Source organism: Leucobacter sp. GX24907 (genome assembly GCF_053567335.1).
On sequence record NZ_JBSGPD010000004.1, the window covers coordinates 218,245 to 237,876 of the forward strand.

The 19,632-nt window shown below is 65.0% G+C and carries 17 protein-coding genes and 3 tRNA genes; 14 read left to right on the top strand and 6 right to left on the bottom strand.

Annotated elements, in window-relative coordinates; all coding sequences use genetic code 11:
• Positions 1-25: 25 nt before the first annotated feature.
• From ACUYV6_RS07915 to ACUYV6_RS07930, 4 genes are all read left to right on the top strand, one after another.
• Positions 26-310, top strand: a complete 285-nt coding sequence (locus ACUYV6_RS07915) for a hypothetical protein (protein ID WP_449278116.1) — start codon at positions 26-28, stop codon at positions 308-310.
• Positions 311-480: 170 nt separating this feature from the next.
• Positions 481-553: transfer RNA gene (locus ACUYV6_RS07920), tRNA-Glu, on the top strand.
• Between the two features lie 28 nt (positions 554-581).
• A tRNA-Asp gene (locus ACUYV6_RS07925) sits at positions 582-658 on the top strand.
• A 62-nt stretch (positions 659-720) separates the two neighbouring features.
• A tRNA-Phe gene (locus ACUYV6_RS07930) sits at positions 721-793 on the top strand.
• A gap of 905 nt (positions 794-1,698) precedes the next feature.
• Here ACUYV6_RS07930 and ACUYV6_RS07935 read toward each other — a convergent pair.
• The 3 genes from ACUYV6_RS07935 to ACUYV6_RS07945 are packed head-to-tail and all read right to left on the bottom strand — an operon-like array spanning position 1,699 to position 4,852.
• On the bottom strand, positions 1,699-2,370 hold the full coding sequence (locus ACUYV6_RS07935; protein WP_449278117.1) for a DUF6320 domain-containing protein: 672 nt from the start codon (positions 2,368-2,370) through the stop codon (positions 1,699-1,701).
• Positions 2,370-3,812 (bottom strand): alcohol acetyltransferase, encoded by a 1,443-nt coding sequence (locus ACUYV6_RS07940; RefSeq protein WP_449278118.1) that lies wholly within the window; start codon positions 3,810-3,812, stop codon positions 2,370-2,372. Before ACUYV6_RS07940 ends, ACUYV6_RS07935 begins: the two co-directional genes overlap by 1 nt.
• Positions 3,809-4,852, bottom strand: coding sequence for an alpha/beta hydrolase (locus ACUYV6_RS07945; RefSeq protein WP_449278119.1), 1,044 nt, complete (start codon positions 4,850-4,852; stop codon positions 3,809-3,811). Before ACUYV6_RS07945 ends, ACUYV6_RS07940 begins: the two co-directional genes overlap by 4 nt.
• Before the next feature lie 79 nt (positions 4,853-4,931).
• Between ACUYV6_RS07945 and ACUYV6_RS07950 the strand changes: the two genes are divergently transcribed.
• Both ACUYV6_RS07950 and ACUYV6_RS07955 read left to right on the top strand, forming a co-directional pair.
• On the top strand, positions 4,932-5,786 hold the full coding sequence (locus tag ACUYV6_RS07950; protein ID WP_449278120.1) for a pyrroline-5-carboxylate reductase family protein: 855 nt from the start codon (positions 4,932-4,934) through the stop codon (positions 5,784-5,786).
• A 226-nt stretch (positions 5,787-6,012) separates the two neighbouring features.
• Positions 6,013-6,777, top strand: a complete 765-nt coding sequence (locus ACUYV6_RS07955) for an MBL fold metallo-hydrolase (RefSeq protein ID WP_449278121.1) — start codon at positions 6,013-6,015, stop codon at positions 6,775-6,777.
• 112 nt (positions 6,778-6,889) lie between these two features.
• On the opposite strand, the gene ACUYV6_RS07960 is transcribed toward ACUYV6_RS07955, so the two are convergent.
• Complete coding sequence (locus ACUYV6_RS07960) at positions 6,890-7,213, bottom strand: putative quinol monooxygenase (RefSeq protein WP_449278122.1); 324 nt, start codon at positions 7,211-7,213, stop codon at positions 6,890-6,892.
• Between the two features lie 245 nt (positions 7,214-7,458).
• Between ACUYV6_RS07960 and ACUYV6_RS07965 the strand changes: the two genes are divergently transcribed.
• The 5 genes from ACUYV6_RS07965 to ACUYV6_RS07985 all read left to right on the top strand — a co-directional run bounded on the left by ACUYV6_RS07965 (position 7,459) and on the right by ACUYV6_RS07985 (position 11,805).
• Positions 7,459-8,313, top strand: a complete 855-nt coding sequence (locus ACUYV6_RS07965) for an ABC transporter permease subunit (RefSeq protein ID WP_449278123.1) — start codon at positions 7,459-7,461, stop codon at positions 8,311-8,313.
• Between the two features lie 42 nt (positions 8,314-8,355).
• Positions 8,356-9,075, top strand: coding sequence for an ABC transporter ATP-binding protein (locus tag ACUYV6_RS07970; RefSeq protein WP_449278124.1), 720 nt, complete (start codon positions 8,356-8,358; stop codon positions 9,073-9,075).
• The gene (locus ACUYV6_RS07975) at positions 9,075-10,073 is read left to right on the top strand and encodes an aliphatic sulfonate ABC transporter substrate-binding protein (RefSeq protein WP_449278125.1); all 999 of its coding nucleotides are present in this window, start codon (positions 9,075-9,077) and stop codon (positions 10,071-10,073) included. Before ACUYV6_RS07970 ends, ACUYV6_RS07975 begins: the two co-directional genes overlap by 1 nt.
• A gap of 35 nt (positions 10,074-10,108) precedes the next feature.
• The gene (locus ACUYV6_RS07980; protein WP_449278126.1) at positions 10,109-10,684 is read left to right on the top strand and encodes a carboxymuconolactone decarboxylase family protein; all 576 of its coding nucleotides are present in this window, start codon (positions 10,109-10,111) and stop codon (positions 10,682-10,684) included.
• A 170-nt stretch (positions 10,685-10,854) separates the two neighbouring features.
• The gene (locus ACUYV6_RS07985; RefSeq protein ID WP_449278127.1) at positions 10,855-11,805 is read left to right on the top strand and encodes a DUF808 domain-containing protein; all 951 of its coding nucleotides are present in this window, start codon (positions 10,855-10,857) and stop codon (positions 11,803-11,805) included.
• Between the two features lie 95 nt (positions 11,806-11,900).
• Here the strand turns inward: ACUYV6_RS07985 and ACUYV6_RS07990 are convergent, their stop codons facing one another.
• Entirely contained in the window at positions 11,901-12,944 is a 1,044-nt protein-coding gene (locus ACUYV6_RS07990) for an aldo/keto reductase (RefSeq protein ID WP_449278128.1), read from the bottom strand.
• Between the two features lie 149 nt (positions 12,945-13,093).
• Between ACUYV6_RS07990 and fdh the strand changes: the two genes are divergently transcribed.
• Genes fdh through nrfD form a run of 3 tightly spaced genes read left to right on the top strand, consistent with a single transcriptional unit; the run spans position 13,094 to position 18,583 of the window.
• Positions 13,094-16,456 (top strand): formate dehydrogenase, encoded by a 3,363-nt coding sequence (gene fdh, locus ACUYV6_RS07995; RefSeq protein WP_449278129.1) that lies wholly within the window; start codon positions 13,094-13,096, stop codon positions 16,454-16,456.
• The gene (locus ACUYV6_RS08000) at positions 16,453-17,454 is read left to right on the top strand and encodes a 4Fe-4S dicluster domain-containing protein (protein ID WP_449278130.1); all 1,002 of its coding nucleotides are present in this window, start codon (positions 16,453-16,455) and stop codon (positions 17,452-17,454) included. Before fdh ends, ACUYV6_RS08000 begins: the two co-directional genes overlap by 4 nt.
• A gap of 37 nt (positions 17,455-17,491) precedes the next feature.
• Positions 17,492-18,583 (top strand): NrfD/PsrC family molybdoenzyme membrane anchor subunit, encoded by a 1,092-nt coding sequence (gene nrfD, locus ACUYV6_RS08005; RefSeq protein ID WP_449278131.1) that lies wholly within the window; start codon positions 17,492-17,494, stop codon positions 18,581-18,583.
• 25 nt (positions 18,584-18,608) lie between these two features.
• Here the strand turns inward: nrfD and selD are convergent, their stop codons facing one another.
• Positions 18,609-19,601, bottom strand: a complete 993-nt coding sequence (selD, locus tag ACUYV6_RS08010; protein ID WP_449278132.1) for a selenide, water dikinase SelD — start codon at positions 19,599-19,601, stop codon at positions 18,609-18,611.
• Positions 19,602-19,632 lie beyond the last annotated feature (31 nt).

Sequence of the window (19,632 nt, forward strand, 5' to 3'; positions counted from 1 at the left end):
GCGGAAGGTTGGCTAAGATCAACGTATGAACGAGATGCAGCAGACGGACAGCGGCGGCGTGGTGCTCTCGACCCAGCGCATGGTTCCGACCGTGCAACGCTTCGGGGGACGCAGTATCGAGATCACCTTTCTCGGGAACAACACGCACGGACAGCCCACCTGGATTCTCTGGAACCCCGACGAGCCCTACCTCATCGGTGTGCTGAACCAGGGGAAGATCGGGTTCACCTTCGAGCAGAGCACGTCGCAGGGCGTGATGCTGCACGAAGACATTTCGTTGCGCCGCTTGCAGCACGCGCTCTCCGGCTAGACACGTCGCAGTTCGCTGACGTTTCGGGTGACAGGCGCACGCTGTGGCGCACGTTTTCCGGGAGAGTTCGCGGCGACACGCCAGAGATGCATGAATAGTGGTTCGATTTGCGCGAGAGTCGCAGTTCATCGTAGAGTTATCTCTCGGTAAGCAAAGCAAGAAATTGCTTCGGCCCCATCGTTTAGCGGCCTAGGACACCGCCCTTTCACGGCGGCAGCACGGGTTCGAATCCCGTTGGGGTCACTGAATACCATACAACTGAATACACCATGGCCCTGTGGCGCAGTTGGTTAGCGCGCCGCCCTGTCACGGCGGAGGTCGCGGGTTCAAGTCCCGTCAGGGTCGCCAGATGAGGAACCCTTCTACGGAAGGGTTTCTTCGTCTCTGGCGGTCGCCACTGGTGAGTGCCTGGCTCTGTAGCTCAGTTGGTAGAGCGCACGACTGAAAATCGTGAGGTCACGGGATCGACGCCCGTCGGAGCCACTGCGGGAGTATTACGCCCGCTCCGAACCCCCTCGTAGCTTCTACATCGAGGGGGTTCTTTTGTATTCCGGTGTATATCGGCTTCGGATGAACCGGCTTCCCCGGCCCACCGCTGTGAGCATGGTCGGAAATGGGTCGAGGGTCGAGAAACTCGCGATAGAACCGAATCTCGCCTGAGATTTTCTACCCTCGCCGAGGTCGACCTGGTGCGCTCGAAGTTGCTCCACCTGTCGCGTTCCTCACCTCATCTCACCGTTCTCAATTCACCGCGCGCGAAGCTCGCGCTTTGCCTCTCCATACGACCGCAGCTATTCCGGCTGCTAGTAGGAGCACGATCAGGGTGGCCGTACTGCTGCCGCCCCGTTCGATCCACCCCTGCCACCAAGGCGAGATTCCCTGTTCCGGATCTCACCCCGGGGGGGGGGGAAAACCTGACTCACCTCCCGGCTAGAGACGGCAAAGATGATCTGGCCCAGGGGCACCGCGAGGAAGGTCAGCACGAACGCCAGGACCGACGCGCGCGCCGTTCTCTTCAGCACCGCCCAGATACCCCACAGGACAAGGGCGCTGACCATTGCAGGGGCGATATGCAACCACAAGGGCAGCGCGGGTGGCTGTACTTCCCGGATCTGGTTGTCGAGCCCGACGACTGTCCCCAGGGGTCGACTGCTGAGCTGGATCTCCAGTATCCCCAAAGCTGCCACGGAGACGAGTCTGAGGAGCTCCCCCAGCACGGTCCCAGACCAATACCCTCATTACTCTCGCCCCTTCCGACTTGCGGTGCGTGTCTTCGGGTGCGTGTTCATTCCAACCTCTCACGTCAGGACTCGGGAATGAACCGCGTGCAGCAGAACAGGGCACCGAATCGGTCGTTCGACTCTCGAGGCTCCGAGAAGGCCGTTCACTCAGAGGTTCAGACGCTTCGCGAGTTCATGCCGAACCTCGGCGCCGCGGGTGACCTGCAGCAGCACGAGGGCAACCAGGCTGAGCACGCCGCAGATCGCCGAGGGGAGACGCTGATCCGCCCACCCGAACACGAGGAAGACGATCGGCACCAGACCCAGCAGCACCGCGAGGCCCGTATAGACGATGTGCTCGCCGACCTCGATGCGCATGAGCCGCACAGTGATGAGTAGGGCGATGATCGCGGAGCCGCACACGATCGGAATCGCGTAGCTCAGGGACCAACCGTGCCAACCGGTGAGGTAATCCCAATACGCGCACACAAGCCCCGCCAGTACGACGATGTACACGGTGCCCTTCGCGACATTACGGCGCTTCCGCACCGCCATGAGCACTACCAACCACATGGATGCGATCCCGAGCCATACCGCTCGCAGCGCACCGATGGGAAGGTCGGGGTTGAAGAACAGCTGCGTGGCGAACGACAGCAGAATCATGGCGATCGATACGGCGAACAGCGTGCGCAGCACGGTGCGACGTGAGTAGTCGAGAGGGATCGCGGGAAGCGGGTTCGGCACCGTGTCTCGGGGCTCGCCGGCGACGGTCGAAGCGCAGAGGGGGCACTGCCCCCAGCCACCCTCGATGGCGACGTCGCAGTCGGTGCAGCGCCTCATCACTCCGCCTCCACGAGTCGAGCCTCGGCGAGTTCCGCCTCAGTCGCCCGAGCCGCAGCAACCGAGATGTCGATGCCACGCTCCGTGAGATGGCGTGCGAACTCGCGAACATGCGCGGTCTCGACGAACGGAGAAGTAAAGCTGATGGTCAGCTGGCCTGCGTGCGACATCGCGCAGAACTGGGGCCTCACCGCTGAGACATGAAAGAGCATCCGGCCCACTCGCTGCTCGGCCGGCTCGGGAAGCGTCACTCGGCCGAGGTTCGAGACCGCAACGGTGAGGCCGCGATTATTCCCATGATTGATGAGTCCGAGCAACACATCCTTGAGCCCGCGCGGTACGACTCTGAGCACCGCCATCCGCTCGAACCTGATCAGTTTCCGCAGTTTCCGCTCCAGAGCCGTAGGGCTCGCCATCGGACGGAACTGCGCCTCGAGCCTGCGCGCGACCGCGCCGACCGAGTCGTCGCCTTCGCCATACCGGTGCTGGATGCGTACCGTGGCGAAGAAGTTTCTCGCCGAATCCGACGGGAAGAACTGTCTGAGGTTGACGGGCACCGAGGCCGCGATCGTGCGCCTTTGCCCGAGGCCGCCGGTTGATGCTCGAATCGACTCGAAGAAGAGCGCCGTGAGGTACATCGTGAGCGATACGCCTTCGGCTCGCGCCAGACCGAGCACCGCGGAGGCCGGCATCGTGAGCTCGACGAGGCGCGTGCGGTTGTCGGGAGTGCGCGTGCCACGAACGCGATGCACTCGACCGGTGGTCGCGTGGAGTATGCGCGTGAACGTGTCGCGAAGTCGCCGTCGGTGCTGCTGGTGAACCGCCGGGGCAGCCGGCGAGGCGTCTGTGCCACCGCCCGAGCCGGCTGACGTTGCGGCCTCAGGCTCGACCCGCACCCATCGGTGACGGAAGTGATGCCGGAAACCGTCGACACTGAGCTCATGGATCATCTCGGCAGGGTCCCCGTGGTTCGCCGGGAACTTGAGAACCGGTCCGCGAGTTGAGTGATCCGGTGCAGATGATCCCGAGCGTCGTCGCGCATAGGCTGCCGCAAGGTCGGAGATGAACCACAGCGCTCCGGTGCCGTCCGAGAGCGCGTGGAAGATCTCGAGGATCACGCGTCGTCGATGATGCAGTACGCGAAACAGCAGCGTGCGGCGGTCGTGCTGGTAGATCGGTGCGCATGTATGCTGCTGCTCGGTACTGACGCGGGGCCGTAGAGAACTCTCCTGCAGGTAGTACCAGAAGACGCCGCTCCGCAGAACGGAGTGGTAGAGCGGGTAACGGTCGTATGTTTCGTCGAGTGCGTCTTGCAGCAGGATCGGGTCGACCTCGTGGTCGAACTCGGCGCTGATGCGAAACACCTTCGTGTCGACCTCGCTGCGCGCCGCGAGGAAGATGTTCGACGCGTTGTCGAGTCGGGCCCACGGCCTCCGAGTCATTGCGTGTCCTGTGCGTCAGATGCTCGATCTGGAGCCGCGGCGCCAGAACCGTCGGCAGCGCCTCCGACGGCGCCACCGACACCGCCCGCAAGGAATGCGTTGATCACCTCGTACGCCTCGCGCAGTGAGCGTGAGAAGCGGGGGAGTGCGATGAAACCGTGCAGTGCCCCGTCGACACGGTGAATATGCGCTTCGTTGCCTGCTGCGGCGAGCGCGCGACCGTAGGCTTCGCCCTCGTCACGGAGGAGATCGAGTTCGGCCGTGATGAGGAGCGTTTCGGGCTGATCGGAGAGATCCTCAGCCAGCAGGGGAGCGACACGGGGGTCCCTGCGGGCATCGGGGTCGGGCACGTAGAGGTCGAAGTAGTCCTGCACTTCGGTGTTCGTGAGTCGATAGTCGTCGCCGTGATTGCGTACCGAGGCGAACGGAGAGGTCGAGGGGTCGTGGTCCCAATGCGTCACGGGGTAGAGGAGGATCTGCCGACGCACCCCTGGCACATCGTCGTCATGCAGCATCTGCGAGACCACCGCCGCGAGGTTTCCTCCGGCGGAGTCGCCGACGAGCACGATCTCGTCGGCGCTCTCGAGCCCGATCCGCTGCGGTTCGGTGAGCAGCAGCCTGGTCGCCCGGTAGCAATCCTGAAGCCCGGCGGGGAAGGGGTGTTCCGGGGCAAGTCGGTAGTCGACCGACGCGACCGCGCACCCGGTCAGGTCGGCCATGGTCGCGCAGGCCGGGCTGTAGCTCTCGATGTCGCCCGTCACCCAGCCGCCGCCGTGGAAGAACAGCAGTACCTCGTTCCTGCGGCGCTCTTTCGGCTGAAAGATGCGGACAGGGATGGCGTGATCTCCGTCGGCGGAGACGAGCTCGCGATCGAGCGCGTGGTAGCGCGGTGCCGGGAGCGCGGCGAGGCGTCGTTGGAACCGGCGCACTTTCTCGTAGTCGTCACGCATGCTCACTCGCGGTGCTGCGAAGAGTCGCAGCAGGGCTCGGAGCGGACGGCTGAGAGGAGATCGCCTCCGGTCGGGTCCGTCCTCGCGCATGGTCCCAGCATATGGGTGCTTGATGCGGGCGGGCTAAGCTCGCAGCACCACCGTACGCACACTGTTGTGAGGAGCTCGTATGACCGAATCTGCTCGAACCCCGCTCATTGCCGTGATCGGAGGTGGTGCGATGGGAAGCGCTGTCGCGAAGGCGGTGCTGCGCAGTGAGCCGTTACAGGGTGCCGCGGGCACGGTGATGAGGATCACTACCCGAACATCGACTCCGGACTGGGCTGTGGGGCGACCTGGCATCGAGGTGCTGCGGTCTGCCGATCGTCCCGACGCGAATCGGGCCGCTGTGTCGGGAGCCGATGTGGTGTTGCTCGGAGTGGGCCCCGAGGATGTCGCCGATGCCATCTCCGACATTGCCCCGGCAATGTCTCCGGGTGCGGTGCTGGTGAGCCTGGCCACGACCCCGGCCGTCGAGACACTGGAGTCGATGCTGCCCGACGGCGTGGCGGCGGTGCGGGCGATGTCGAACCTGCCGACGGACATCGGTGAGGGAGTGATCGGGACGGTGGCGGGCCCGGGCGCCGACCGCGAGCAGGAGGAACTCGTGGCTTCGTTGCTCGCTCCGGCAGGGCTCGTGGTTCCTCTCGACGAGGATCGCTTCGACGTCATTTCCGCCGTCCCGGGAGCGGGACCCGCTTACGTTTCCTACTTCATCGAGGTGCTGACGCGCGCCGTTGTGGCGCAGGGCTTTGAGAAGGAACTCGCCGAGCGGATCGTGGTCTCGACCGTACGCGGCGCGATCGCCCGACTGGACGCTACGGGGGAGGGCGTCGAAGAGGTGCGCCGCACCATGATGCGCCCCGGCAACATCACGGATACCTCAATGCGGAAGCTTGACGAGCTGGGCGTGCCGGAGGCATTCCAGACCGCAGTGGAGGTGGGCGTCGATCGCGCTCGCAGGTTCAACGCCGGCGAGGTCTGAGCCGCCGTCGTGCCCGGGCACTGCGGAACTTCCGAGAAGCCGATTCCGAGACAGGCCTCCCGAGATGAGCCGTGTGCTCCCCTTCGCAGCCCGTGAAGCAACAACAAGGCGTATCTCGGGTAGGTTCGCGCGACGAAATAGTGCAGGGTAGAAGGAGAACTTGCGCAGATGCAGGTTGTGACCCAGACGAGAAGTGGAAAGTCTCGCTCGAGATGGGAGTATGCAGATGTCATCTGAATTGATCCAGGATCGTGCGGGGTACACCGTGCGTCGGACGTTCGTCTCCGAGATGAACAACGCCGTATATGTGCTGACGGCGAAGGGGAGCGGCGACCAGATCCTCATCGATGCCGCGGACGACATCGCAGCGCTGCGAGCGCTCCTCGCCGATGGTGCTGCGGATGCCGAGCGAGAAGCTTCCGGTGGCGCCACGGAACCCGAACAGCCGGGATCGGGAGCGGGAGCGGGATCGTCGGCACCGACACCGGAATCAGCGCCGCCACCGGCGGAGGCCGGATCCCGGCTGGCCTGGATCCTCATCACCCATGCGCACTGGGACCACACCCGTGCAGTTGCTGCGCTCGCCGCAGAGACCGGCGCACGCATCGTGATCGGGCACGATGACAATGCGCAGCTCGAGCAGGAGCGCGGAGTCGGCGGCGACCTCCTGCTCTCGGGAGGTGAGCGGATCTCAATCGACGACATCTCGCTCGAGGCGATCCACCTGCGTGGACACACCCCCGGCTCGATGGCGTTCGCGTCGACTGATGAAGAGCCCGCCTTGCTCTTCACCGGCGACAGCCTGTTCCCTGGTGGTGTGGGGAATACCGGTGACGAACCCGCCCGTTTCGAGCAGCTCTTCTCCGACGTCTCAGAGCGACTCTTCGACCGCTTCGGCGACGACGCCGTGGTGTATCCGGGTCACGGGGCCGAGACCACTCTGGGTGCGGAGCGTCCTTCGCTGTCGGACTGGAAAGCCCGCGGCTGGTAACGGTGAGGCCGGCCCGGTGGCGAGGTCGGCCCAATGCTAGGCCGGCACGCTGCCGCGAGCACGGCTAGGCCAACGCACTCGCGCGAGCAGCAGACGCAGGGGTGAAACTCGATCAGTCGATGACGAGTTCCCCCATCTCGTCCCAGCCGTCGCCCTCGACCTTGCGCGAGATGATCCGTGGGGTTTCTGCGAGCAGAGGGCGCATCGACTCCAGCCCCTGCGAGAAGTGGTCGGAATTCACGTGCGCGCTCGCTGCATCGTCATCGCGGAACGCCTCGACGAGTACGAACTCGTTCGGGTCGTCGACGCTGCGAGACCAGTCGAACCACATGTTTCCGGGCTCCGCCCGTGTCGCTGCGGTGAACTCAGCGGTGGCATCGAGAAACGACTCGGCGTGATCGGGCTTGACCTGATACTTGACGACGATGAAGTACATGACATCAGTCTACGGGAACGTTGCGTCGCCGTCTGAGGGCACAGTAGATGACGATGTCGACATGCGTCGACAGATGATAGGTCCTATTGTTTCGCAATATGACATGGTCATTTGTGTCGCGCGTCACCTCTTGGGAGAGTGGGCCGCGGAGCGCTCCGAGCTCGGCTCCGCTGATTGTGGTGCCCGGGACGCGGCGAAACCTACGGAGCCGAATCCAAGAACCGACACATTGAGGAGCCCGTGCAGTGGCGACCGCGAACATCCCGGATGCCGGGGAGATCGAAGGGGCGGATCCGTCTCGCCCCGCTGAGCGAACCGCAGGACGGAAACGATCGGCGGGGCGCAGCTGGGTCTCTCGAGCGGTGCCTTGGCTGATCCCGGTTCTCGCCCTGGTGATCTGGCAGCTTTCGCCCGGCGACTTCCTCCCTGGACCGATCGAGGTCGTGGAGACCGCTGTCAAGATGACTGTCGACGGCGAGCTTCTCGAGCACATCTGGATCAGCACGAGACGCGCCCTGATCGGTTTCGCTATCGGTGGCGTCATCGGATTCGCCTTCGGCCTGGCGAACGGCTTCTCCAAGGTCGCGGCGTCGATGTTCGATACCTCGATCCAGATGATCCGTACGGTTCCGCACCTCGCACTGATTCCTCTGGTCATCGTATGGTTCGGCCTGGGCGAGGAAGGGAAGATCTTCCTGGTCGCCCTCGGCGTTGCGTTCCCGATCTACCTCAACACCTACAACGGCATCAAGAACATTGATCCGCGCCTCATCGAGATGGCCCGCGTCTACCGCCTGAGCAAGACGGAACTCTTCCGGGAAGTCATCATTCCGGGCGCGATGCCCAGCATCCTCGTGGGCGTGCGGTACTCGCTCGGCATCATGTGGATGTCGCTCATCGTCGCCGAGACCATCGGTTCGAAGGGCGGCGTCGGCTACTTGGCCACGCAGGCACGGCAGTTCGTGCAGATGGATGTCGTGGTGCTCACGATCGTCATCTACGCGCTGCTCGGCAAGATCTCGGATGTGATCGCGGTGATGCTCGAACGTCGACTGCTGCGATGGAACCCCGCCTTCAATCCGAAGTTCAACGCCTCCTGATCGCGACGGCGAGCAGCGAGTCACCAGCAGAGCGAAGAAACCATGAGCATTCAGATCACGATCGAGAACTACACGAAGAGCTTCGGCAGTCACACCGTGTTGCACGACGTCGACTTAACGATCCCCGCAGGGCAGTTCGTCGCGCTGGTCGGCAAAAGCGGGTGCGGCAAGAGCACGCTTCTGCGCTCCGTCGCAGGTCTTGAGGCACCCACGACAGGGCAGATCCTGCTCGACGGCGACCGCGTCGAGCGCCCGCACGATCAGTTGCGGATGATGTTCCAGGACGATCGCCTCCTCGCCTGGCGCACCGTACTGCGCAATGTCGAGATCGCCGCCGCAGCCAAATCGGGTGCCGAGGAGAACCTTGCAGCAGTCGGTCTCGCAGACAAGCTCGAGCAGTGGCCCGCCAACCTATCCGGTGGTCAGCGTCAGCGCGTCGCGCTCGCTCGGGCACTCTCGAGTTCTCCTGAAGTGATTCTGTTCGACGAGCCTCTGGGTGCGCTCGACGCGCTGACTCGGCTCGAGATGCAGAACTTGATCGAGACGCTCTGGCAGCAGCGGGGCTTCACTTCGATGCTCGTGACTCACGACGTCGCCGAAGCGGTCGCGCTCGCAGACCGCGTCATCGTTCTGGCAGACGGCGGTGTCGGACTCGACCTCGAGATCGACCTGCCCCGGCCCCGCACCCGCAACGCAGATTTCTTGGAGTACGAGAACGCGCTCCTGGATTCCATCCTGAACGGACCCGAAAGGAACCACTAATGAAACGCTTCACCAGATCATTCGCAGTCGTTGCCGCGGCCGCGGCCGGCCTGCTCGCGTTGTCGGCCTGCAGCGGAGGCAGCGATGACGCATCCGGCGACGCGGCGGGTGGCGAAGTCGTCATCGGCTACCAGCCGGGGAACACCGTCAACCTGCTCAAGGAGCGGGGCAACCTCGACGAGCATCTCGAGGCAGAGGGATACGAGGTCGTCTGGGAAGAGCTGCCGATCGGCACGGCGGTACTCGAGGCGCTCAACACGGGCAACATCGACTTCGGTCATGCCTCGGATGCGAACGCGGTGTTCTCGGCGGCGAACGGCAAGCCGGTCCAGTACGTGGCCTCGGAGAATCCCTACCCCCACGGCGTCGCCCTAGTCTCCAAGGCGGACTCCGGCATCGAGAGCGTCGAAGACCTCAAGGGCACGCGCGTCGGCGTGACCGAGGGGGGCAACATGCACTACCTCCTGCTGCGTGCTCTCGAAGAGGCCGGCATGAGCATCGACGACGTCGAGGTCGTGTACTACCCGAGCGCCGCTGACGGCATGGCCGCCTTCCAGCAGGGCGACTTCGATGTCTTCGGCACGTGGGACCCGTTCCTCGCCATCATCGAGGAGCAGATCGAGACCACGACGGTGCTCGACGCCGAAGGCCTGGCCGACAACCGCACCTTCTACTTCGCCTCGGAGCAGTTGCTCGAGACGGACACCGATGTGCTGTCGATCATCCTCGAGGAGCTCCAGAACTCGAACGAGTGGGCCAACGAGCACCCCGACGAGGCCGCTGAGATCCTTGCAGAGGCGATCGGTGTCGACGCGGCTCCGTTCGAGGCTGCGAACGCCCGCCGTGAGTTCGGCGTGCTCGCCATGGACGATGCCGCGATCGAGGCGCAGCAGCTGCTCGCCGACACCTTCCTCGAGGCGGGGCTGCTCGACGACTCGATCGATGTGTCCGAGTACGTGACGCTTGATCCGGCCTGGATCCCGAGCAACGTGAACTGATCGCGAACGCAACAACATCGAGAAAGGGGTACGCGTTGGCCCGCCTGCCGTACATCGAATATGACGAAGCCTCGGATGAGGTCCGCGGCATCTACGACGAGTTCAAGGCCGCAGGCTTTGACAAGTTCATGCATCAGGCGGAGTCGCTCGCGCACCACCCTCCGTTGCTGCGGGCGGTGGCCGACCTGCTGCTCGCCTATTACCGCCACAGCACCGTGCCGAAACGGTACCTCGAGTTGGCCGTACTCGCGGTCAGCGCGCGGAATGCCTGCGAGTACTGCGTGATCCACCACATGCCTCAGGCGGTCGATACGGGTCTCACACTCGAGCATGCGAATGCTGTGATCGAGGGAACCTGGCGCGAGGTCGAGGCCTTTAACGAGGTGGATCGTGACGTCATTGCCTACGCGGAGCAGGCGACGCTTGATGCGAACCGGGTCGACGACGAGCATTTCGAGCGCCTGCGCGGGCACTTCAACGATGCGCAGGTGCTCGAACTCACGATGAGGATCACCACCTGCACCTTCTTCAACAAGTTCAACGACGTGCTGCAGCTCGATGTCGAACCGGTCGCCGCGAACCTGTACGAGACTGCGGTCGGCCAGGAGTAGCCCAGCGCCCAGCGCAAGATACGGGCGTCGGAGAGTGTCTCCGGCGCCCGTTCGCGTTTCTCTTCGTCGATCACGCCCGCTGCGAAGCTCGGCGCACTATTCTTGAGCCGGCGCATGTGGTCGCGGCTGCGACCGGATGGAGCGTCTCGCACCAGATACAGGAGTCACTCATGAGCGGCAGCTTCTTCGCACTGCTCGACGACATCGCCGTGCTCGCGCGAGCCGCAGCCGCGTCGGTCGACGATGTCGTACTCGGTGCTGCAAAGGCATCTGCGAAGTCGGCGGGGGTAGTCATCGACGATGCGGCGGTCTCGCCGCAGTACGTACAGGGCATCAGTCCGAAGCGCGAGCTTCCCGTCGTGTGGAAGATCACTCGCGGCTCGTTGAGGAACAAGGCGATCATCATCGTCGCGATCATGCTGCTCAGCATCTGGGCCCCCTGGGTGTTCTCGTGGCTGTTGCTCGTCGGGGGCACGTATCTCGCCTACGAGGGCGCTGAAAAGGTGTGGCACTGGATCGGTAAGCTGCGTGGGCACAGCGACGAGCACACGGTCGAGCAGATCGTGGAGCGCACGGTGACCGATGAGAAGCGCATAGTCGCGAGCGCTGTGCGTACAGACCTCGTGCTGTCGGTGGAGATCATGCTGATCTCGCTCGCGAACATCGACGCCGAATCGTGGATGATGGGTCTCGCGATCCTCATCGTTGTCGCCGTGCTCATGACCGCTGCGGTGTATGGAACGGTCGCCGTGCTCGTGAAGATGGACGACGTGGGGTTCTGGATGCGTCGTCGGCGCATTCGGGGCGTGCAGGTGCTCGGTACCTGGCTGGTGCGGGCGATGCCCGCGGTGTTCCGGGTACTCACCGTCGTGGGTACGCTCGCAATGCTCTGGGTCGGCGGGCACATCTTGCTGGTGAACCTGGCCGAGGTCGGGGTGCCCTGGCCGTACGGGCTCGCCCACGACATCACTCACGCGGCCCACGCGCCCGCCGTGATCGCCTGGTTCATCGACAGCGGATTGTCGGCGATCTTCGGGTTGCTCTGGGGAGCCGTAGTGGCGGTCGTGCTCGCGTTGGTCGCGCGGCTACGGTTCCGTCGCCCCACGTCGCACGACGAGTGAGGTCAGCCGGAGTCTGGCTGTCTCTCGGCTGGCGCAGAAGTTGATGAAGGATGTCGGTTCAACGTCATTCGTGACAGCTGAGAGTCGGGACGGTGCTATTCGCGCCCTTCGCTCGTCCAATCGGGGTTGTCGGCGTACAGGCTCCGCCCACCCGACACGAGCGCCGCGACACTGTTGAGACGCGTCATCTGCTCATCGCTGAGCGACAGGTCGGCGGCCCCGAGGTTCTCGATCATGCGCGACGCGCGTCGCGATCCTGGAATGGGCACCGTCGGCACCCCGTATCGGGCGCCCTGCGCGAACAACCACGCAAGCGCGACCTGCGAGTTGGCAGCGCCGAGCTCCTCGGCGACGGCCGCCACCACCGCGAGCGCCCGCTGGTTCGCATCCCACCCCGCCCCCATACGCTCGGACGCACCACGGAAGTCGGCTGCAATCGTCTCCTTCGTGAGCGTACCGGTGAGGAATCCACGACCGAGCGGGCTGTACGGCACGAACCCGACACCGAGCTCGGCGCAGCCGGGAACGATGCGCGCCTCGACATCGCGGGACCACAGGCTCCATTCCGATTGCAGCGCGGAGATCGAATGGACGGCGTTCGCGCGGCGCAACTCATCGACGGTGACCTCCGAGAGCCCGAGGTGACGTACCTTGCCCTGTTGCACCAGCTCGGCCATCGCACCGACGGTCTCCTCGATCGGTACGGTGAGGTCAGGGCGGTGCAGGTAGTACAGGTCGATCGTGTCGATGCCGAGACGGCGCAGCGATGCTTCGCAGGCGGAACGCACATACTCGGGGCGGCCGTCGATGCGCCCGGCCGAGATCTCGCCGGTATCCGGATCGACGCTTTCGCCCGTGATGCCGAACTTCGTCGCGATCTGCACGTCATTTCGGCGTCTCGCGAGGAGCGGCGCGAGCATCTCCTCATTCGTGCCAGCGGGGCCGTCGGTGTGGCCAGGTTTCGGGTCACCGTAGACGTCGGAGGTGTCGAGGAGAGTGACTCCGGCGTCGATCGCGAGGTCGAGCTGGGCGCGGGCGTCGTCATCGGAGAGCCCACCTCCGTAGACGCTGCTGAGCGCCATGCACCCGTACCCGATGGGGGAGACGGCGAGTCCGCCAAGATTCGTGGGTGTGCGCAACTGCGGGCTCCTCTCCGGCGCGTCGAACCGCCCCGTTCTTCCGAGATGTTCACTTCGCGCACGGTCACGTGCAGACCCTCGGGTCCTCCTGTCATTCTGGCCGACTCCTCCTGTTCGAGCAACGGGTACGATCCGCTACTATGAGCTGCATGGCGCGGTTCAGCCCCCTCGAGTGGCCGGTGGTCCGGCAGTTGCGCTCGTCTGACAAGCTCGGACGAGGAGAGGCGGTCATGTCGAGTAAGACGCGTGAGATCGCGCCGCGCACCACGACTGCCGACCGCGTCGTCCAGAGCGTCTGCCCGTTCTGCGCCGTCGGTTGCGGGCAGAAGGTGTTCGTCAAAGACGAGAAGGTCGTGCAGATCGAGGGCGATCCCGATTCACCGATCTCGCGCGGCCGTCTTTGCCCGAAGGGGTCGGCGAGTGAGCAGCTCGTCAACGCCGCCGGTCGCCAAACCGAGATCCTCTATCGTGCGCCCTATGCGACTGACTGGGAGAAGCTTTCGCTTGACGACGCGATCGAGATGATCGCCGATCGGTTCATCGAATCGCGGCGACGCTGGTGGGAAGACCATGATGAGCATGGTCGGCCGGTGCGTCGCACCATGGGCATCGCCGCGCTGGGCGGAGCAACCCTCGATAATGAGGAGAACTACCTCATCAAGAAGCTGTTCACAGCGGCCGGCGCGATTCAGATCGAGAACCAGGCCCGCATCTGACACTCCGCCACGGTTCCCAGTTTGGGAGCCTCGTTCGGCCGGGGTGGTGCCACGCAGACCCTCCAAGACATGGCCAATGCGGATTGCATCGTGATCCAGGGATCCAACATGGCCGAGTGCCATCCGGTGGGGTACCAGTGGGTCACGGAGGCGAAGGCGCGCGGAGCGAAGATCATCCACGTCGACCCTCGGTTCACGCGCACCTCCGCAGTGGCAGACAAGCATGTGCCGATCCGCGCCGGCTCAGACATCGTGCTGCTCGGTGCGCTCATCAACTACGTCCTCGATAACGAGCTGTGGTTCAAGGAGTACGTCCTCGCCTACACGAACGCGGCGACGATCGTGAGCGAGGAGTTCCGCGACACGGAAGACCTGGAGGGGCTGTTCTCGGGCTATGACCCGCAGACCGGCACCTACGACTCGTCGAGCTGGGCGTACCGGCGTACGGGCAAGTCGTCCGCTTCGGGTACCGACAGAGCAGGGGGCGCCGAGACGTCGCAGCAGGGCCCCGGCATGGGCGATCAGTACGGCGATGGCGGCCCCCCGGTGGGCGATCGTTACCTCACCGACGAGACGCTGCAGAATCCTTACACGGTGTTCCAGATCCTCAAGCGGCACTTCTCCCGCTACACACCGAAGATGGTGACCGAGCTCTGCGGCATCTCGACCGACGATTTCGCCTACCTCGCGCGCACGATCACTGAGAACTCCGGCCGCGAGCGCACGACGTGCTTCGCGTACGCCGTGGGGTGGACGCAGCACACCATGGGCGCGCAGTTCATCCGCACCTCGGCGATCCTGCAGCTGCTGCTCGGCAATATGGGGCGCCCCGGCGGCGGCATCATGGCGCTGCGCGGACATGCGAGCATCCAGGGCTCCACCGACATCCCGACGCTGTTCAACCTACTCCCGGGCTACCTGCCGATGCCGACGTCGTCAGCGACGACGTTCGAGAAGTACCTCGCAGGTATCGCTTCGCCCGAGCAGAAGGGGTACTGGGCAAATGCGGACGCGTATACGGTCAGCCTGCTCAAGGCGTGGTGGGGCGATGCTGCGACGGCCGAGAATGACTGGGCCTACGATTACCTTCCGCGCCTCACCGGGCCGCACGGAACGTACCAGACCGTCGAGCGCATGATGGCCGACGAGGTCGACGGCTATTTCATCTTCGGCCAGAACCCTGCGGTCGGTTCCGCTCACGGACGTATGCAGCGGCTCGGCATGTCGCACCTGAAGTGGCTGGTCGTGCGCGACTTCAGCCTCATCGAGTCGGCGACCTGGTGGAAGGACGGGCCCGAGATCGAGACGGGCGAGCTGCGCACCGAAGATATCGGCACCGAGGTGTTCTTCATGCCGGCGGCGAACCACGTCGAGAAATCCGGTACGTTCACGCAGACTCAGCGCATGGTGCAGTGGCGCCACCAGGCGGTGCAACCGCCCGGGCAGGCGCAGAGCGAGCTCGACTTCTTCTACGAATTGGGTATCCGGATCCGCGAGAAGCTCGCCGACTCCACCGATGCCCGCGACCGGCCGCTGCTCGACCTCACCTGGGAGTACCCGCTCGACGAGCACGGCAATCCAGACCCGGAAGCGGTGCTTGCCGAGATCAACGGGCGGCACCTGACCGGCGAGCGCGCGGAGGAACCGCTGTCGTCGTACACCGAGATGCGAGCCGATGGTTCGACCGATGGCGGGTGCTGGATCTACTCCGGCGTCTACGCCGATGGGGTGAACCGTGCTGCGTTGCGCCCTGCGAAGGATGAGCAGGATCCGGTGAACCCCGACTGGGCCTGGGTCTGGCCAGCGAACCGTCGCATGCTCTACAACCGGGCTTCAGCGGACCCTGAGGGGCGACCGTGGAGTGAACGCAAGAAGTATGTCTGGTGGGACGAGGAATCTCAGAGCTGGACGGGACTCGACGTGCCCGATTTCCCGGCCGGGCTTGCCCCGGATGCGCGGCCCGGCCCCGACGCGACGGGCCCGGAGGCGCTCTCGGGTATTGATCCCTTCATCATGCAGGCTGACGGCAAGGGCTGGCTCTACGCCCCCAAGGGACTCGTCGACGGACCTTTGCCGACCCACTACGAGCCGCAGGAGTCGCCGGTCGGCAACCCGCTCTACTTGCAGCAGCGTTCGCCGACCCGCGTGACGATGTCGAGGCAAGACAATATGAGCGCGCCGAGCAACGGTCAGCGCGGTGCCGAGGTGTACCCGTACACCTTCACGACCTATCGGCTCACTGAGCATCACACCGCCGGTGGTATGAGTCGGTGGCTGCCGTACCTCTCCGAGCTGCAGCCGGAGATGTTCTGCGAGATCTCGCCGGAACTCGCCGAGGAGGTCGGCATCGAGCCGTACGGCTGGGCGACGCTCATTTCGCCGCGTGCTGCCATCGAAGCGAAGGTGCTCGTCACCGATCGCGTGAAGGCGCTCCGCATCGGTGGCAAGACTGTGCACCAGATCGGTCTGCCCTATCACTGGGGCGTCGGCGGCGACGGGGCGGTCGTCACAGGTGATGCGGCAAACGATCTGCTCGGCATCGTGATGGACCCGAACACGCTGATTCAGGAATCGAAGGTCGGCTCGTGCGCGATCGTGCCCGGGCGTCGCCCGCGGGGCGCCGCCTTGCTCGACCTGGTGGCGGAGTATCAGAAGCGCGCCGGAATCACCCCCGAAACGGGAACGCGCGAGGACGATGGGGGACAGCCCGACTTCACGCCCGATCCTGAGCCACTCGGAGAACGTGGTGTACTGGTGTCGGAGGAAGAGGCCGGCGAAGGAGGGGAGAAACGATGAGTCTCACCGAGTCGCACGAGCACCTGGTGCGTCACGATCACGAGCGCAAGGGGTTCTTCACCGATACGTCGATCTGCATCGGGTGCAAGGCTTGCGAGGTCGCCTGTAAGGAGTGGAACCGTAATCCTCATGACTCCGACTGGCAGCTCTCGGAGTCCTCGTACGACAACACCGGTGGTCTCGGTGCCGATACCTGGCGGCACGTGGCCTTCGTCGAGCAGGGAAAAGAGCGCATCGAGGAGGCTCGCGAGAGCGGTCGCCGACTCGTCGGTCTCGGAATGCCCACGATCGGCCCGCCGAAGCCGCGCGGCTCGACTGACGGTGAAGACCTCTCCGGAGCCGACACGACGCCGCCCGATACCCCTGATTTCCGATGGCTCATGTCGTCGGACGTGTGCAAGCACTGCACGAACGCCGGTTGCCTCGATGTCTGCCCGACGGGCGCCCTGTTCCGCACCGAGTTCGGCACCGTCGTGGTGCAGGAAGATGTCTGCAATGGTTGCGGCACCTGCGTCGCGGGCTGCCCGTTCGGCGTCATCGAGCGCCGCAAGGACGGCATTGCCGCTCCCAAGACCAACCGGGACTTCACCGCGGGCGAGCAGGCCCCGACTCCGAATGTCGGTGTCGCCCAGAAGTGCACGCTCTGCTACGACCGGCTCACCGAAGGGCAGACGCCCGCCTGCGCGCAGACCTGCCCGACGACGTCGATCAAGTTCGGGAGCACCGAGGAGCTCGCGAAGATCGCGCGCGCCCGAGTGCGCGAGTTGCGCAAGCAGGGGCTCACCGAGGCGCGTCTCTACGGCGCAAACCCGAATGATGGTGTCGGCGGAACGGGTTCGATCTTCCTGCTGCTGGATGAGCCGGAGGTGTACGGGTTGCCGCCGGATCCGCGGGTGGGCACGAAGGATCTCCCGCGCATGTACAAGCGCGCCGGGCTTGCCGCACTCGGAATGATCGCCGCGGTGGCCGCCGCGTTCCTGACGGGGGGGCGCAAGTGATGCGGGCCGAATCGATCACGAAGATGGGTGCGCACAAGTGACACTCTCCGACTTCGACAGCTACCGCCCACCGGAGCCTCCGCGAAAGCCTGGCGGCAAGCGTCGCCGCCGGCGTTCGGGCGGCGGCGGACGCAGCGACGGTTCACGCGAGATGGCGATGGTGCCGGACGCCGACTTCACCTCGTACTACGACCGTCCGATCGTCAAGGCTCCGCCGTGGGAGGAGCCGATCGGCATTTACCTGTTCCTCGGTGGTCTTGCCGGTGGATCCTCGTTGCTCGCCGCCGGCGCGCAGTTCACGAAGAATGTGAAGCTGCGTCGCAACAGCCGCATCGCTGCGATCGCTGCAGCAGGAGCGGGCGCTATGGCCCTCATCGTCGACCTGGGTCGTCCGGAGCGCTTTCTCAACATGTTCCGCACCTTCAAGCTGTCATCGCCGATGAGCGTCGGGTCATGGATTCTCGGGGCCTTCAGCGCCGGCGCGGGAGTCGCCGCGGTCGCGGAGGTGGACCGCATGACGAAGGAGCGCTTGCCGCTGGGGCCGCTGCGCAAGTTGCTGCGCATCGCGGAGCCGCCCGCGGGCGTGGTCTCTGCGGTGTTCGCGGCTCCGCTCGCTGCATACACCGGAGTGCTGCTCGCAGACACGGCGAATCCGACGTGGAACGAGGCGAAGGAGGATCTCTCCTTCGTGTTCGTGAGTTCGGCGAGCCTCGCTGCTGGCGGACTCGGCATGATCACGACCCCGGTCGCAGACGCGCGGCCGGCTCGGGTGCTGGCGGTCGTGGGCTCAGCGGCGGAGCTGCTCGCCGACGAGGTGATGGAGCGGCGCATGGATCCGGTCGCAGCCGAGCCGCTGCACCATGGCACGCCGGGGAAGATGATGAAGTGGAGTAAGCGCCTCGCCGCTATCGGCGGTCTGGGAGCGCTGCTCGGTGGACGCTACCGACCGGTCGCGATCGCCTCCGGTGCCGCGCTGCTCGCGGCGTCGGCGCTGACCCGTTTTGGCGTGCTGCACGCGGGAATCCACTCGACCGAAGATCCGCGCTACACGATCGTTCCGCAGAAGAGACGCCTGGAGGCGCGGCGCCGAGCCGGCATCGTCGACGACTCGATCACGACCGCGGAGTAGCACACGGCCGCTGCGCAGCCATGCGTCAGCGGATCGTGATCCCGCTCCCCGCGACGGTCTCGCCAATGACCGGATGGCCGGGGATCTCTCCCACGATGAGCAGACCACCGGACGTCTGCGCATCGGCCAGCAGTACCAGTTCTTCTTCACTGAGATCGGCCTCGACCTCGAGGTGCGGCCGCACCCAATCGAGATTGCGGCGCGATCCGCCGGGAATGAAGCCCTCGTCGAGTGATCGTCTCGCGTCGTCGATGATCGGGACCGCGCGCGAATCGAGTACCGCGCCGACGCCTGAGGCGCGAGTCATCTTGAAGAGGTGGCCGAGCAGACCAAATCCGGTCACATCGGTAGCGGCCTTGACGCCGGCGGCGACCGCCGCTTGGGCGGCTTCGCGGTTGAGCTGCACCATCTGCGCAATTGCGTGGTCGAAGACCTCACCGGTCTGCTTGTGTCGGTTGTTCAGCACGCCCACACCGATCGGTTTGGTGAGAGTGAGGGGAAGGCCGGCCTCGGCTGCGTCGTTTCGCATGAGGTGCTCGGGATCGACGATGCCGGTCACGGCCATGCCGTACTTCGGTTCAGGGTCGTCGATCGAGTGCCCGCCCGTGACCGGACACTTGGCCTCGGCGGCAATGTCGAGGCCGCCGCGCAGCACCTCGGTGAGGAGTTCCATCGGCAGAACCTCCCGGGGCCAGCCGACGAGATTGAGTGCGGAGATCGGGGTGCCGCCCATGGCGTAGATGTCGGAGAGCGCGTTCGCGGCGGCGATGCGCCCCCAGTCGTATGCGTCATCGACGACGGGGGTGAAGAAGTCGGTGGTGGAGAGGATCGCGAGATCGTCGCGCACGAGCACGGCTGAGGCGTCGTCGCCGTCGTCGAGTCCGACGAGCACATCCTGCGAGGTCTGGCCGACGAGCCCACGAACGGCATCTTCGAGTTCGCCCGGAGGGATCTTGCAGGCGCAGCCGCCTCCGTGAGCGTAACCGGTCAACCGAGTGGGGTGCTGCGCCGAGGTCATGCCCTGATCGTAACCCTTTCGCAGTGCACTG

Bases quoted from the DNA above. Each gene is read 5' to 3' on its own strand.
- ACUYV6_RS07960 (WP_449278122.1), bottom strand. From the start codon at position 7,213: ATGTACTTCATCGTCGTCAAGTATCAGGTCAAGCCCGATCACGCCGAG.
- selD (WP_449278132.1), bottom strand. From the start codon at position 19,601: ATGACCTCGGCGCAGCACCCCACTCGGTTGACCGGTTACGCTCACGGA.
- ACUYV6_RS07955 (WP_449278121.1), top strand. From the start codon at position 6,013: ATGTCATCTGAATTGATCCAGGATCGTGCGGGGTACACCGTGCGTCGG.
- ACUYV6_RS07940 (WP_449278118.1), bottom strand. From the start codon at position 3,812: ATGACTCGGAGGCCGTGGGCCCGACTCGACAACGCGTCGAACATCTTC.
- ACUYV6_RS07945 (WP_449278119.1), bottom strand. From the start codon at position 4,852: ATGCGCGAGGACGGACCCGACCGGAGGCGATCTCCTCTCAGCCGTCCG.
- ACUYV6_RS07935 (WP_449278117.1), bottom strand. From the start codon at position 2,370: ATGAGGCGCTGCACCGACTGCGACGTCGCCATCGAGGGTGGCTGGGGG.
- ACUYV6_RS08000 (WP_449278130.1), top strand. From the start codon at position 16,453: ATGAGTCTCACCGAGTCGCACGAGCACCTGGTGCGTCACGATCACGAG.
- ACUYV6_RS07950 (WP_449278120.1), top strand. From the start codon at position 4,932: ATGACCGAATCTGCTCGAACCCCGCTCATTGCCGTGATCGGAGGTGGT.
- ACUYV6_RS07975 (WP_449278125.1), top strand. From the start codon at position 9,075: ATGAAACGCTTCACCAGATCATTCGCAGTCGTTGCCGCGGCCGCGGCC.
- ACUYV6_RS07970 (WP_449278124.1), top strand. From the start codon at position 8,356: ATGAGCATTCAGATCACGATCGAGAACTACACGAAGAGCTTCGGCAGT.
- ACUYV6_RS07985 (WP_449278127.1), top strand. From the start codon at position 10,855: ATGAGCGGCAGCTTCTTCGCACTGCTCGACGACATCGCCGTGCTCGCG.
- ACUYV6_RS07915 (WP_449278116.1), top strand. From the start codon at position 26: ATGAACGAGATGCAGCAGACGGACAGCGGCGGCGTGGTGCTCTCGACC.